Genomic DNA, 13,937 nt, shown 5'->3' with positions numbered 1-13,937 from the left:
AGCCCATGACTGACGAAGTGATCAAGCCCAAGATCGGCGAGTACCGCCGCCACCTGCTGATCTGCACCGGCCCGCGCTGCACGGAGCAGGGCGAATCGCAAGCCTTGTTCGACAGCCTGGGCGACAAGTTCAAGGCCGCCGGGCTGCACGAGGGCGAGCTGCGCGTGAAGCGCAGCCGCGTCAGCTGCTTCGCCGCCTGCAAGGGCGGGCCGGTGATGTGCGTGCAGCCCGACGGCACCTGGTACTACAACGTGACGCCGGCCAACATGGACCGCATCATCGAGCAGCACTTGGTGGGCGGGCAGCCCGTCGAGGACCTGGTGTTCCACCAGGGCCCGACCGGCTGAGTCAGCGCGCCGCGGCAGCCCGCACGAAGGCCGCGGCGATCGGCGGCACCGTGCCCTTCAGCGCGGCACGTTCCGGCTGGAACAGCGTGCCGACGAAGAACGGATGGCCGTCCAGCTCGATCGCGCGGACCTCGCCGTGCTCGTCGTGCGCGGTGGCGCGCAACGGGCCCTGCGTCAGCTGCGCGGCGAACGCCGGGTTCAGCCCGTAGTTGCAGCGGTAGCCCTCTTGCGCGGTCTCGGTGCCATACGCGGCCGCGATGCGCGAGCCGGGTTGCAGCCGCAGGTCTTGGCTCACCTCGACCAGCGAGCAGGCCAGCGCGCTGATCACCGCGCGGGGCGCCTGCGGCGCGGTCTCGGCATGCTCCGCATCGGCCCAGCCGAGCGCGTTGCGCGCGTACTCGATCACCGCATGCTGGAAGCCGCCGCAGGTGCCGAGGAAGGGCACGCCACGCTCGCGCGCGATGCGGATCGCCTGCAACACCGCGTCCATGTCGCGGTACGGGCTGCCCGGCACGCACCACAGGCCGTCGTACGCGGCGAGCGCCTCGTCGGCCGGCAGTGCGTCGCTCGCGAGCCAGTCGAACGCGACCGGCTGCGCAAGTTGCTCTGCCACCAGCCGCAGCGCGGCGGGAATCGCGCGGTGCGCGGTGATGGTGTCGTCGCGGTCACCGATCAGGCCGATGCGCCGCGCGCCCATCAGAAGCCTTCCTCGACCAGCTCGGCCGCGCGGATCAGCGCGCGGGCCTTGGCCTCGGTCTCCTTCCATTCGAGCTCGGGCACCGAATCGGCCACCACGCCGGCCGCGGCCTGCACGTACAGCGTGTTGTCCTTGACGATGCCGGTGCGGATCGCGATCGCCACGTCCATGTCGCCGGCGAAGCTCAGGTAGCCGCAAGCGCCGCCGTAGATGCCGCGCTTGACCGGCTCGAGCTCGTCGATGATTTCCATCGCGCGCACCTTGGGCGCACCGGTCAGCGTGCCGGCCGGGAAGGTCGCGCGCAGCACGTCGAGGCTGGTCATGCCGTCCTTCAGCAGGCCCTCGACATTGCTGACGATGTGCATCACGTGCGAGTAACGCTCGACCGTGAAGGCCTCGGTCACCTTCACGGTGCCGGTCTTCGCGATGCGGCCGATGTCGTTGCGCGCCAGGTCGATCAGCATCACGTGCTCGGCGCGCTCCTTCGGGTCGGTGCTCAGCTCGGCCTCGAGCGCCTTGTCCTGCGCCGGCGTCGCGCCGCGCGGGCGGGTGCCGGCGAGCGGGCGGATCGTGATCTTCTCGCCCTCGGGCGTGGTCTCCTGGCGCACCAGGATCTCGGGCGACGCGCCGACGATCTGGAAGTCGCCCATGTCGTAGAAGTACATGTACGGCGACGGGTTCAGCGAGCGCAGCGCGCGGTACAGGCTCAGCGGCGATTCGGTGTAGCGCTTCTTCAGCCGCTGCCCGACCTGCACCTGCATCATGTCGCCGGCCGCGATGTACTCCTTGGCCTTCAGCACCGCGGCGAGGTAGTCCTCTTTCGCGAACTCGCGCTCCACCGCGTGCGAGGTGCCGCGGCGCACCGGCGGCGCGGTGACGCTGTACTTCAGCTTGTCGCCCAGCTCGGCCAGTCGCCGCTTGGCCTTGAAGAAGGCCTCCGGCTGGCCGGGGTCGGCATAGACGATCAGGTAGAGCCGGCCCGACAGGTTGTCGATGACGGCCAGCTCCTCGCATTGCAGCAGCAGGATGTCGGGCGTGCCGATGCCGCCGGGCAGCTCGGTCTTCGCGAGCTTGGGCTCGATGAAGCGCACCGCGTCGTAGCCGAAGTAGCCGGCGAGGCCACCGCAGAAGCGCGGCAGCCCGGGGCGCAGCGCCACCTTGAAGCGCTTCTGGTACTCGGCGACGAAGTCGAGCGGGTTGCCCTCGTGCGTTTCGACGACCTGGCCATCGGTGACGACTTCGGTGCGGAAGCCGGTGGCGCGCAACTGCGTGCGCGCCGGCAGGCCGATGAACGAATAGCGGCCGAAGCGTTCGCCGCCAACCACCGATTCGAGCAGGAAGCTGTGCTTGCCGCTGCCGGTGCCGTAGGCGAGCTTCAGGTAGAGCGAGAGCGGGGTTTCGAGATCGGCGAAGGCTTCGGCGATCAGCGGGATGCGGTTGAAGCCCTGCGCGGCGAGGCTCTTGAATTCAAGTTCGGTGATCACGTTCGAGGGCCCTCCACGGCCCGGCGCGGCGCCCAAGGGGCGGGCCTGTGACTGCATTCTTCGGGTGGCACGCGGCGCGAGGTGCAAGGCGAGCGCGGCGGCCGATGGAGCCGGGGGGAGGGGTTGGAAACAACCCGGCCCGCGGCAAGCAAATCTAGGTGCTGGATGACCAGCCTGCGAGGATCAGGCCCGCCAGGGCCAGGCTCCCCGGTCGTTCGACCCTTTGGTTTGCTTGCGTGCGATGAACATCGAAAAAGTGTAGCAGGCTTGGCATTCCATCGAGGGAAGCGATCGGTCGTCCGTGAAATCATGAATGGACCGACGCCTGTCACCGTCAGACACTCCTGCGTTGCCCGGAGCGGCCCATACTGGGGTCGCCGGGCCCCATGACAACGAGATGGAGACTGCCGTGATTCGTCAAACCTTCCTGCTGGCCGTGACGGCCGCTGCCCTCGCGGCACCGCTTGCAACGCAAGCCCAGACCCAGACCCCAGCCCAACCCCAGGCCATCGAACTGGCGGGCGTGCGCTACGAGCCCACCGTGCAGGTGGCCAACACCAAGCTGGTGCTGAACGGCGCCGGCATCCGCTACAAGGCGATCTTCAAGGTCTACACCGCCGGCCTGTACCTGACGGCGAAGGCGACCACGCCCGAGGCGGTGCTCGCGACGCCGGGCCCGCGCCGCATGCACATCACGATGCTGCGCGACATCGACGCGAACGAACTCGGCAAGCTGTTCACGCGCGGCATGGAGCAGAACACGACGCGCGACGACTTCATGAAGTCGATCGCCGGCACGCTGAAGCTCAGCGAGGTGTTCTCGGCGAAGAAGAAGCTGGTGGCCGGCGATTCGTTCTACGTCGACTGGACCCCGGGCCAGGGCACGGTGATCGTCGTCAACGGCAAGCCGGCCAACGAGCCGATCAAGGAACCCGAGTTCTATTCGTCGCTGCTGAAGATCTGGCTGGGCCATTCGCCCGCCGATTCGGGGCTGAAGGATGCGCTGCTCGGCAAGACGGCCACCGGCAACGGTGCCGGCGCCGGTAATAACTGACCCCTCGGTCGACGGGTACGTCGACCGATCCCCCGAGGGGATGCGGGCCGGCTTGGGGCGGCCCGGCGCTCGGCCCTAGGCTTCGATCCACAATTGATCCAGTCGGTCGATGAAGCCATCAGCATCGACCTGACGCACCGGTTCGCCGTGGTTGTAGCCGTAGGTCACGAGGATGACCGGGCAGCCCGCGGCACGCGCCGCCTGCGCATCGTTGGCGGAATCGCCGACCATCAGCACCTGTGACGGCGGCACGCCGAGCGCCTTGCACGATTCGAGCAGCGGCAGCGGGTGCGGCTTCTTCTGCGCGAACGCATCGCCGCCGAACACGTGGAGGAAAAAGCCGGCGAGCTGCTTCTTCTCGAGCAAGGCCTGCGCGAACGCCGTCGGCTTGTTCGTCAGGCAGGCCAGCGGCACGCCGGCACGCTGCAGGCGCAGCAGGCCTTCGACCACGCCGGGGAACACCTCGGCATGCTCGCCGTTGACGCGCCGGTAGTGCCGCTGGTAGCTGGCCCAGGCGTCGTCGTAGCGCTCGTAGTCCGCGCCCACCTCGGCCAGCGTGCAGCGGATCAGGTGCTCCGAGCCCTTGCCGACCGTGTCCGCGATGAAGTCGCGGCCGATCGGCGGCAGCGCCAGCTCGCCGAGCATCGCGTTCAATGCGACGGCGAAGTCGCCGAGAGTGTCGACCATCGTGCCGTCGAGGTCGATGAGCGCGGCGCGCCAGGCGGGGTGGTTCGACCGAATAGAGTTCACAACTGCGAAATAGAGTTCAAAAAGGAAGCGAGCCCTGCCGCATTCTCTCAACAATAGAGTTTCAAACCACCGACGTGCCAAGCCCTGATCGCCGTCATCGGCGTTGGCAGGACCGGGAGGTCGACGGTTGCGGACGCTCGTCAACGTGCCGTGCCGCCAGCGGATCGCGCCCACTTGCAGACAGCGGCGAGGTCCGATCTTCACGCGCCCAGAGCGCCCTCGGTCACCTGTCCCAGAAACTGATCCTCTTGGCTTTCGCGGGCAGCGCTGCTGTTGCGACCGGTCCGGCCTGCTTGGGGCACAGGTCGCTCAAGAGCATGCTTCTACGCTGCAGCATCTCCTTGGCCTCCTGTGGCATCAACTTGCGGAGTGTTGGACGGGCCTCGGTGGGGCGATAGAGCTTCCACAACCAATGCTGCCCGCGCTCGTCTTTGCAAACGTATACGGCCACATAGGGGGCACCGATCTCGACGAACTTGCTCGGAGCGAAACGGTCCACTCGCTTGTCCGAGAACAGGATAGTGGTCTCGGCCGCCACGAAACCGCCTTCTCGATACCGGCTGAACTCACGGTCAATGTTCACGAAGTCCATCATTCCGGACGTGCGGTACATCCGCAAGAAAAATGGCAGAAACACGGCGATCGCGAGCATCGCAAGGAAAGCTTCGAAAGACAACGACATAGCTGCTCTTCTTCGGTCAGGAGTACCGGCGCAGGCTAGCCGGATGTGAAAGTTGACCCGATCCGCGACGCTGCCCGAGTTGATCGCCAAAGAGTTGACGCTCAACGTATGACATGCGAGTCGCTTGGAGGCCGAAGGCAGTAGGCATCCTCTCGATGAAAGGGTTTGGCCCCATACGCCTCGCCTCTGCCTATGGCCTGTCATTTGTCGACGGAAGGATCGTGCCGGACCAGAAGGAACTTGCGCGGCACGAAGTAGTGAATCATTGAGATTCGGTCTCGGTAGAGGTAGACGGATGTCGAACAACCCGCGCACAGACCGTGCGCGTCCTTCTCGAAGATGAGCTTGGAGCCGACATGGATGCTTGGCTTCTCGGCAAAGTGAGAAATGACGCTCTCCGCCGTCGCGGGGCTGGGTGTCCAAGGTGCTCTATCCAGGGCTTCGACGACGTACTTTTGCTCCGCCTCGGTCAGCCCTAGGTTCTTCAGATCTCCGCCCTCGCATCCCTTCGAGGGATCAGTGCTGCACTTCCACCATTTGTTGTCGCTTCCATAGGTGGAGGAGTGGGTTGTCTTCGAGCACCCACTCTGGAAGACCACGAGAAGAATCGCTGCAATCAGCGTGAGGGTTTTCATTTGAGTAGGAATAGTGTTTGACGTCAGCTGCGTGCCCCACCTTGCCGAAGGCAGCTCAGCTCGATGGAGGAGTTGGAGGTCAGTGCACTCAACGAAGCAGGGTCATCCATGGCGGCTTCACTCTCGCCGGTCAAGCTTCATGCTGTTGGCCAACTCAGCTACCACCACCGAAAGTGGCGAACGGAAGGCAGGCACACATCACCGCCTTGGGGAAGAGCGTTCCAAGCAGAACGCCCGCGACTGCGCCACAGATCGACCAAACCGCAAGGGCGCCGAGGTCAATGGGCAACGGGCCTAGCAAGCCTCGTCCAAAGCATGCAATCCAGAAGCACCCAATTGCACCGACCGTGACACCGAGGAGTCGGTCCTTTCGCGAGACCGGCGCATGCCACCAGCGCTGAAAGCCATGCTTTGCAGATTCAGTGATCGTCGTCATCGTGGCCTGCTCGATGTGTTGTTCGCCGGCCAGCACGATAACAGTCGACGCGTCCCAGACCGTCGGCAACAAGAACGCCCGGATTTCATGGAGGTTGTCGCTGCTGAACGCGACACGATTCATACGCACTACTCAGAGGGAAGACACCGGCTTGGCGTTTGCAGACTCTATTGAGGCGTACCACGGGGTCGAGGGCATGAGGTTCACCGAGAGGAGTTCAGGGGCCGGACCCATTCTCCCTTCAGATCTCGGAACTCCCGAACGACACCCGCAGCCCGATCCACCCGGCCCGCGGCGCCCCCGGCGCGACGAACTGCTCGTGCCGCCAGTCCGCAGGCGGTTGCACCGCCCCGTTCGCATCGAACGCGTTCGTGCCGAGCAGGCCGCCGGTGGAGTACTTGCGATCGAACACGTTCGACACCTTGGCGAACAGCTCCCAGCCCGGCCGGAAGGTCCAGCCCGCGGTCAGGTCGAGCAACGCAAACCCGGCGGTGCTGCCGCTGCCGAAGAAGTCGACGCCATCGGCCTGGTGGGCATTGTTCTCGTTGCCGCGCACGTATTGCTTCGATTGCGCCCGCAGTTGGCCGCCGATGCGCCAGCTCGGCGTGGCCTGCAGGTCCAGGCTGAGCTTCAGCGTGTGGCTGGGCAGGCCGGGCAGGCGGTTGCCCTTGCGCACCTCGATCTCGTCGTCGCCGGTGCAGGCGGCGCTGGTCTCGGCGCTGCTGTTGGCCTCGGAGACCAGGCAGGCCGATGAATCGAAGGTGGCTCGCAACCAGCTGTACGACAGCGCCCAGTTCAGCGCGCCAACCTGCTGCGAAAGACCGAGCTCCACGCCCTGCCGCACGGTACGGCCGACGTTGCTGAAGTAGCCGGCCGACAGCCCGTTGCTGATGAACAGCAGGTCGTCCCGGTTGATGGTCCGGAAGACCGACGCATTCCAGCGCAGGCCCTGCGCCAGCTTGCCGCGCACGCCGGCCTCGAGCGTTTGCGACACCACCTGCTTCAACGGCGGGTCCGACTGCAATGCATTCGGCAGCACGCAGGCATGGGCCGGGTCCGAGCAGCCCAGCTCGATCGGGCTCGGCGCGCGGTTGCCCTGGCTCCAGCTGCCGTAGGCGGTGAAGCTGGGCGTCACCTGCCAGGTGGCGCCGATCGCCGGATTGAACTTGCGGTAGCGGTCTTCGGCATCGAGGTTCGTCGGCAGGCCCAGCTCGGCCCGGCCGTCGTCGACGGTGCTGACCCGGGTGTCGTTGTAGCGGCCCGAGACGGTGAGCTGCAGGTTGGGCTGCAGCGCGACCAGGTCGCTGAAGTAGACGCTGGTCGTGCGGCTGCGGCCGGAGATCTTCGCGTTGATCTCGGCGTCTTCGGTCGGGATCACCGCGCGGCTCGCGTCCAGATCGCCCTCGGCCTCGCTCTGCTCGAAGTGCGTGCGCGAGCGGTCCTGCGACAGCCCGAACGTCACGCGGTGCGGCTGCGCATTCCAGGTGGCCTGCACCGCCAGGCCTTCGCTGTCGGTGCTGGTGCGGGTGCGGTTCTCGACACCGGCCTCCTCGACGGCCGGCGGGTCGTAGTCGTCGTTCAGGTCGCCGTTCAGCGTCGACGCGCGATTGCGCCGCGCATACGCCGTGGCCGCCATCTCCCATTGCGGAGCCAGCTTGGCCGTGGTGTTGAAGGTGAGCAGCGTCGCCTCGTTGTCGGTGAGATCCGGCCGGGTGTAGACCTGCTCGCGGCGCTGCGCCAGCATTGATTCGGGCAGGCCGCCGTTGCCGACCAGCTGGTTGTCGGCATGGCCCAGGCTCAGGTCCCACGAGAAGCTGCTGCTGCGCTGCCCGCCCTTGACGAACAGCTGCCGCACGCGCGACGGCGACTCGTCGCGCCAGCCGTCTTCGTTCAGCGCGCCGAAGGCCAGGAACAGGTGGCCGGTCTCGCCGAGCTTGCGGCCGTGCGTCAGCTCGGTGCTGATGCGGCCGAACGAGCCGCCCTCGACCTCGACCTCGGTGCCGGGGTGCGTGTCGCCGCTCTTGGTCTGCAGCGACAGCGCGCCGCCCAGCGTGTTCAGCCCGAACAGCGGGTTCGAGCCCGGCAGCAGCGTGATGTTGGCGAGTGCGGCGCGCGGCAGCAGGTCCCAGTTGACGATGTCGCCGAAGGGCTCGTTGACGCGCACCCCGTCGAGGAACACCGACAGGCCCTGCGGCGTGCCGAGCAGTGGGCTGGCGGAGAAGCCGCGGTAGTTGACGTCCATCTGGTACGGGTTGCCCTGCACCTCGTTGACGTTGACGCTGGGCAGCTGCGTGCGCATGAACTCCGGCAGGTTCAGGCTCTGCAACTGGCGCAGCCGCCGGTCGGTGGCGGTCTGCACGTTGGACGGGATCTGGTCCTTGGGCACGCCGGTGCCGGGGACCGGCGTGGTCAGCACGATCTCGACCTCGGGCAGCACGACCGGTGCCGGCGCCTCGGCGGCCGGGGCCGATTGGGCGTGGACGGCGGGCGCGAATGCGGCCAACGCCAACAGCGAGGCGTTAGCAAGCGGGTGATGCATGTCAAGTCTCCGGTGGTCTTTCCTTGTCTCGGAGTTGCGGGAGTCGTCTGGGTGGTGGTGCCCGACGCTAACAAGCGAGCGGCGTGCGGCACAGGGAAAAATTCCCGGCCGCGCTGCTCGTTAACACCAAGGGTCGCCTGTCCCGTTGGCCCGGTGTTGACGCTGTCGCCGTCCTGCGGGTAGATTGCAGCCACTTTCAGCGCCTCACTGGGCGCAGCCTCAGCGGCATGCTCGCCACACGGTCGGCACAGCCCGTCAGCGCAAGTTCTTTGCGCCCGACATCCACGATGTATCAGCGCTTGCGGTGCACCTGACTCGAGTCAGTGCACGGCGAGGTTCATTGCGTGCGCCCAGCTGGCGCGCTCGCATTCGGCATGCGGAAAGATCATGAAGATCCTCTCACCCTGTATTGCTGCGCTGCTGCTCAGTTGCGCAGCCGCCTTTGCTCAAAACACTCCCCTGCCCAGGCCTGTGGCATTCACAGCGCAATTGCAATCGATCAGGGCAGAACTCGAGAAGCCAGATGAGGCGCTGGACCTCGGCGAATTCATTCTCTCCGTGCAACGAATGATCGATCCGAGCATCGACGTTGCAGGCAACCTCCAGCGGCTCGACGGCATGGCAAGGGAGATCAAGGCAACGTTCCCCATCATGGCCAACAGCAGGGTGAAAGTGGAAGCCCTGAAGAAGTATCTGTACGTGGCTGGCCCCTGGAACGACAACCGCCCCTTCCAGTACGACCTCGATGACCCGCTCGGCAAGAACCTTCGCAACAAGCTTCTGTCCAGCTATCTCGACAGCCACAAGGGGAATTGCGTTTCGATGCCGAGCTTGTTCGTCGTCCTCGGTCAAAGGATCGGCTTGGACGTGACGCTGGCGACAGTCCCCAGGCACATCTTCGTCAAGTACCGCGACGAGAGCGGGCAGCTCTACAACATCGAGGCAACAAGCGGCGGAGGATTCGCGCGCGACGTCTGGATGCGGCAGCTGTACGAGATGACCGACTTGTCGCTGCGAACCGGCATCTACATGCGGCCGCTTTCGAAGAAGGAGGCCGCAGTCGAGATGGTCGACACCTTGCTCGAGTTCTATGCAGCGAACGGCGTTCTGCAACCTCGCGTGGACTTGGCACTGCTCCTGCTGGCCCGCGCGCCGAAGCACGTCAACGGCATGTTGCATCTCGCAGCAGCCTACGGTTGGATGGCCGACGTCTCCTACATGCTCGACTACAACAGCCCCGATCCACGGATGCCCTTGAAGGAGCGGCTCAAGTACCGCGAACTGACTCAACAGGTCATGGAATGGGATCAACGCGCACAAGCGCTCGGATGGCGTCCCATCAGTCCTGAAGCCGAGTCCGCCTATCTCAGGCGGGTCGAGGAAGCCAGGAAGTCTTTATAGACAACAGCGATCTGGAGAACAGAAGATGCTCAATCGAATCGATTTCAAGCCATTGGCGATCATGCTGGCCCTGACCTCTCTGCACGGAGGCGCAACTGCGCACTACACGCAAAGCGATCCGATCGGGTTGGCCGGAGGAAGCGTGTCGACGTACACCTATGTCAACGGGAACCCGCTCAGCTACATCGACCCTCGCGGGCTGTTTGGATATGCGGAGCATCGGTGGATCACGAAGCAGGCTCTCGGCGGCGACCTGTCTTCATATCCAGACCTGGACGCCGACGTGGCGGGTGTTGATTTCCAGGAACACAGCCAAGACACTGATCGCGCCTTTTGGCACCACATGCGAGACGGCAAGACGGGTCAATCGGTCGATGAGGCAAGGCTGCTGTACGAGCAGTGGGTCGATGGCAACATCAAGAACTGCAACCGGCAAGGACTGGCGCGAGCGTTGCACGCTGCACAGGACAGTTTTGCAGCGGGCCATCGAGATTTCCAACCTTGGTCCGGCGGCATTCCGAGTGCCAAGCACCTCCGTGGAGACGTGCTCCCTTCGACAGCAACCTACGTGCGCGCGATTGAGGCATCCAAGACGCTCATCGAGCGATACAAGGCCGAATGCGAATGCTCCAAGTAGTTCGACGCCATCACCGACCGACCATCTTCGGGTCGGCGCTTTTGTTGGCTGGGCTGAGCGCCTCGTGCCATGCGGCGCCAAACCACAAGTGCATCTCGGCCCCGCCCCCCCTCGCGGCAGCGGTAAACGCGAACGAGGGCTCGTTCATCTTCATCTTTCCACGTCAATTGAAAGACGACTTCACGGGTTGCCAGACTCTCTGGAATGCGCGGGGAGAGGTCGTCTTCGTCTTGACGTTCCACCGCGGTTTCGCCACTTCTTACCAGGAGTTCGCGAATTCGGGGCACCTGAGTCTTTCTTGCGCGTACCGAGGCAAGAAGCTTCGAACGACTTCTGCTGAATGCCCCTCGTACGACGAGATCGCATCGGGTTTCAAAACGCTGCCCAAGGAAGAAGAGCCCCAAGTCCCAGCGAATGTTGACCCCAGAAGAAATTGAAGGTGAACACAACGTTCGTGTTGCGAAGACACCGCCTCGTACTGGCCGCGCTATTGGCCCCGCTGAGCGCGCCATTGCTGTACGTTCTCGCGACATTGGCTTGGTCAGGCTACCCCGCATCGAACCCGGAACATGTCGGGAAACTCGTGGATGAGTTCCTGCTTGCCCTGCTGCCGCTGAGCTACTTTCTGAGTCTCGGCATCGGGACACCCGTCGTGCTGGTTCTTCAGCGAATCCAGCGCCTGACCACCTGGCGATGCGTCGTGGTCGTTGCGCTGATCGGCACCGTCCTCGGCCTCTGCGCGACGTTCTGGTTCTCCGGCCCGCTTGGCAGTCATACGCCGCTGTCGGCCCGACTGGCGTTGTCCGCTTTCGGAGCACTGGCCGCAACGATCATTGCCCTGGTGTTCTGCGGAGTCGCCGGGATGCCGGTCAGGCGCTGCGAACTCTGACGACCTTCATTCGGCGCTGAGATGATCAAACGTTCGACTCGACTCACCGTGACACTACTGTCGTGGATTGCCATCACGGCCTGTTCACCACAAAACTCCAACGACCTTGTATGGGCGGCCTCGAGCGGCAACCTCCCTCGCGTGAAGGAAATGGTGTCGCAGAAAGTGAACGTCAACGCACGTGCGTTCGACGACGGCCAGACTGCGTTGATCGCGGCTGCTCGCAACGGCAGGCAAGACATCGTGGAATTTCTCGTCGCCAACGGTGCCGACGTCAATTTGAAGGATGCTGCAGGAACCCCGCTGTACTGGGCAGCCTTCGCGGGCCAGGCCGCCTCTTATGACTACCTTCGCGCTCACGGTGGACGCCTCAACACTGACGAAGCGGCGCTTGCCCATTTGCTGCGTGTGTTGAACGAGAAGGGTCTGTCCGATCTTGCCGTAGCCGTAAAGACAGCCTCGGCGCAGGAGAAGGGCTGACGAGACGCTGGCCGAGAGCCCACCGCGCATGCCATGAAGTACAAGCCGCAGAACATCCACCGATGGACAGCAATCGCGTGGTTCGCAGGCATGAGCATTCATTTCATTTGGTCCATCCTGCAACACCGCCATCGGCCGCCGACAGATGAGGTCTACGCTCAATTTCTGTCTTTTCAGATCGCGAGCTTTGCCCTCACCCATCTTCCCTATTGGATGGGCGGATTGCTTCTCGCTCTTTTCATTGAGTTCGTTATTTTCGGGCGCAAAGCGCGTTGAAGCGCTGCAGTCAACTGCAGCCGCTTCGCATGCGCCTCAAGCCCCAGCCGTGCTGATCACCTGATGCCGGATCGCCAGGTGCACCAACGCCGCCGAGGTGGCCACGCCGAGCTTGTCCTTGATCGCCGTCTGCAGGTTGGCAACGGTCTTCGGGCTCAGCTTCAGCACCTCGGCGCAGGCGCCGGCCGAGTGGCCTTGCGCGAGCAGCCGGAACACCTCGAACTCGCGCGCGCTCAGCTCGGCCAGCCGGTCGGCCTCGTCGTGCGGGTCGCGTTCGAGCAGCGTGGGCGACAACTCGCGCCCCAGGTAGCGGCGCCCGGCATGCAGCTCGCGCACCGCGTCGACCAGGCACTCCGGCGCACTCGCCTTGGTCAGGAACCCGCGCGCGCCGGCCTGCAGCGCGCGCCGCACCAGCACCGGCGCGTCGTGCATGCTGAACACCAGCAGCCGCGCCTGCGCGTCGCGCAGCAGCACGCGGCGCAGCAGCTCCAGGCCACCGCCCGCGGGCATCGCGAGGTCGGTGACCAGCACGTCGGGCCGGTGCGCGATGAACGCCGCATACGCCGCGTCGGCATCGCCGGCTTCGGCGATCACCTGGATGTCGCCCGCCTGGTCGAGCAGGCGCAGGTAGCCGCTGCGCACCACCGGGTGGTCGTCGGCCAGCAGCACGCGGATCACGCGAGCTCCCGGTGCGGCAGCGCGGCGTCGGCCGCGGCCGTCGCGGGCATCGGCACGCGCAGCACCAGCTGCACGCCGGCACCCGGCGACGCGCGCACGTCCAGCTCGCCGCCGAGTGCCGCGGCCCGCTCGGTCGCGCCCAGCAGGCCGAGGCCACGCGTCGCGGCGGCCAGGTCCATGCCCCGGCCGTCGTCCTCGATGCTCAGCTGCAGCTCGCCCTGCGCGCTGCGGCCCAGCTTCACATGCACCGCGCTGGCCTGCGCGTGGCGCATCACGTTGGTCAGCGCCTCCTGCGTCACGCGGTAGAGCGCGATGTCGATCGCGTCGCCGAGCTCGCGCGGCAGCGCCTCGTGGTGAAAGATGCAGGCCACGCCGCTGCGCTCTTCCCACGACTCGCACAGCTCCTGCAGCGCAGCGACCAGCCCCAGCTCGTCGAGGTTGGCCGGGCGCAGCCGGCGCAGCATGCCGCGCACCGCCTGGTACAGCTGCTGCGCCGCGCGGTCGGCCCGCTCCACGGCGGCCAGCGTGGCGCTGCGATCGGCTGCGCCGCACAGGCGAACGAAGGCTGTCTCGGCACGCACCGCGGCGCAGCCCTGCCCCAGTTCGTCGTGCAGCTCGCGCGCCAGGGCCACACGCTCGCTCTCCTGCACCGCGATCAGCTGGCGCGCCAGCTCGCGGTTGTGCGTCAGCAGCTCGCGCGCCTGCGCCTCGGCCAGCTCGCGCAGCGCGAGTTGCGCGCGTGCGTCCTGCGCGCGGCGCAGCGCGTACCAGGCCAGCCCGCCGGCCAGCACGGTGAGGCTGAACGGCAACTCGTCGGCCTGCCAGTGCTCGTGCGGCACGGCCCAGCGCTGCACCAGCTCGCTCAGTTCGAAGAACGACGCCAGGCCGTAGCTCGCCAGCGTCGCGAGCGCGACGATGGCGATGTCGCCCAGCAAGCGACGGCGCCGTGCGC

16 protein-coding genes are annotated in these 13,937 nt (G+C 65.7%); 7 read left to right on the top strand and 9 right to left on the bottom strand.

All coding sequences use genetic code 11. The features are described from left to right. Window positions 1-5 precede the first annotated feature (5 nt). The gene (locus ACXJLU_RS16640) at window positions 6-347 is read left to right on the top strand and encodes a (2Fe-2S) ferredoxin domain-containing protein (protein ID WP_457332774.1); all 342 of its coding nucleotides are present in this window, start codon (window positions 6-8) and stop codon (window positions 345-347) included. 1 nt (window position 348) lies between these two features. Here ACXJLU_RS16640 and ACXJLU_RS16635 read toward each other — a convergent pair whose 3' ends face one another. Both ACXJLU_RS16635 and trpE read right to left on the bottom strand, forming a co-directional pair. After that, on the bottom strand, window positions 349-1,044 hold the full coding sequence (locus ACXJLU_RS16635; protein ID WP_457332772.1) for a CTP synthase C-terminal region-related (seleno)protein: 696 nt from the start codon (window positions 1,042-1,044) through the stop codon (window positions 349-351). After that, window positions 1,044-2,528, bottom strand: a complete 1,485-nt coding sequence (trpE, locus tag ACXJLU_RS16630; protein WP_073467499.1) for an anthranilate synthase component I — start codon at window positions 2,526-2,528, stop codon at window positions 1,044-1,046. The genes ACXJLU_RS16635 and trpE overlap by 1 nt, the downstream gene beginning before the upstream one ends. 412 nt (window positions 2,529-2,940) lie before the next feature. Here trpE and ACXJLU_RS16625 point away from each other — a divergent pair, with 412 nt between their 5' ends. Further along, window positions 2,941-3,582: a chalcone isomerase family protein gene (locus tag ACXJLU_RS16625; RefSeq protein ID WP_457332823.1), complete on the top strand. Its 642-nt coding sequence runs from the start codon at window positions 2,941-2,943 to the stop codon at window positions 3,580-3,582. A 75-nt stretch (window positions 3,583-3,657) separates the two neighbouring features. Here ACXJLU_RS16625 and gph read toward each other — a convergent pair whose 3' ends face one another. The 5 genes from gph to ACXJLU_RS16600 all read right to left on the bottom strand — a co-directional run bounded on the left by gph (window position 3,658) and on the right by ACXJLU_RS16600 (window position 8,624). Then, window positions 3,658-4,332 (bottom strand): phosphoglycolate phosphatase, encoded by a 675-nt coding sequence (gene gph / locus ACXJLU_RS16620; protein ID WP_457332769.1) that lies wholly within the window; start codon window positions 4,330-4,332, stop codon window positions 3,658-3,660. Window positions 4,333-4,555: 223 nt separating this feature from the next. After that, on the bottom strand, window positions 4,556-5,014 hold the full coding sequence (locus ACXJLU_RS16615) for a hypothetical protein (RefSeq protein ID WP_457332767.1): 459 nt from the start codon (window positions 5,012-5,014) through the stop codon (window positions 4,556-4,558). A 200-nt stretch (window positions 5,015-5,214) separates the two neighbouring features. Continuing rightward, window positions 5,215-5,649 (bottom strand): hypothetical protein, encoded by a 435-nt coding sequence (locus tag ACXJLU_RS16610; RefSeq protein WP_457332765.1) that lies wholly within the window; start codon window positions 5,647-5,649, stop codon window positions 5,215-5,217. A 154-nt stretch (window positions 5,650-5,803) separates the two neighbouring features. Beyond that, on the bottom strand, window positions 5,804-6,208 hold the full coding sequence (locus ACXJLU_RS16605; protein WP_457332764.1) for a hypothetical protein: 405 nt from the start codon (window positions 6,206-6,208) through the stop codon (window positions 5,804-5,806). Between the two features lie 118 nt (window positions 6,209-6,326). Further along, window positions 6,327-8,624 carry a TonB-dependent receptor gene (locus ACXJLU_RS16600; protein ID WP_457332762.1) on the bottom strand — a complete coding sequence of 766 codons (2,298 nt, stop codon included), beginning with the start codon at window positions 8,622-8,624 and terminating at the stop codon, window positions 6,327-6,329. 387 nt (window positions 8,625-9,011) lie between these two features. Between ACXJLU_RS16600 and ACXJLU_RS16595 the strand changes: the two genes are divergently transcribed. From ACXJLU_RS16595 to ACXJLU_RS16575, 5 genes are all read left to right on the top strand, one after another. Then, entirely contained in the window at window positions 9,012-10,025 is a 1,014-nt protein-coding gene (locus ACXJLU_RS16595) for a transglutaminase family protein (protein ID WP_457332760.1), read from the top strand. Window positions 10,026-10,050: 25 nt separating this feature from the next. Next, window positions 10,051-10,662 carry an RHS repeat-associated core domain-containing protein gene (locus ACXJLU_RS16590; protein WP_457332758.1) on the top strand — a complete coding sequence of 204 codons (612 nt, stop codon included), beginning with the start codon at window positions 10,051-10,053 and terminating at the stop codon, window positions 10,660-10,662. A 439-nt stretch (window positions 10,663-11,101) separates the two neighbouring features. Continuing rightward, a complete protein-coding gene (locus ACXJLU_RS16585) occupies window positions 11,102-11,551 on the top strand; it encodes a hypothetical protein (protein ID WP_457332757.1) in 450 nt (149 codons plus the stop codon). 21 nt (window positions 11,552-11,572) lie between these two features. Next, a complete protein-coding gene (locus ACXJLU_RS16580) occupies window positions 11,573-12,031 on the top strand; it encodes an ankyrin repeat domain-containing protein (protein ID WP_457332755.1) in 459 nt (152 codons plus the stop codon). Between the two features lie 33 nt (window positions 12,032-12,064). Next, window positions 12,065-12,307 carry a hypothetical protein gene (locus ACXJLU_RS16575; RefSeq protein WP_457332753.1) on the top strand — a complete coding sequence of 81 codons (243 nt, stop codon included), beginning with the start codon at window positions 12,065-12,067 and terminating at the stop codon, window positions 12,305-12,307. A gap of 36 nt (window positions 12,308-12,343) precedes the next feature. On the opposite strand, the gene ACXJLU_RS16570 is transcribed toward ACXJLU_RS16575, so the two are convergent. Both ACXJLU_RS16570 and ACXJLU_RS16565 read right to left on the bottom strand, forming a co-directional pair. After that, entirely contained in the window at window positions 12,344-12,985 is a 642-nt protein-coding gene (locus ACXJLU_RS16570) for a response regulator (protein WP_457332751.1), read from the bottom strand. Further along, entirely contained in the window at window positions 12,982-13,920 is a 939-nt protein-coding gene (locus ACXJLU_RS16565; RefSeq protein ID WP_457332749.1) for a sensor histidine kinase, read from the bottom strand. The genes ACXJLU_RS16570 and ACXJLU_RS16565 overlap by 4 nt, the downstream gene beginning before the upstream one ends. Window positions 13,921-13,937 lie beyond the last annotated feature (17 nt).

Source organism: Rhizobacter sp. P5_C2 (assembly GCF_054049715.1).
The sequence above is the reverse complement of the archived record's forward strand: the minus strand, read 5'-3'. Positions and strand labels throughout refer to the sequence as shown.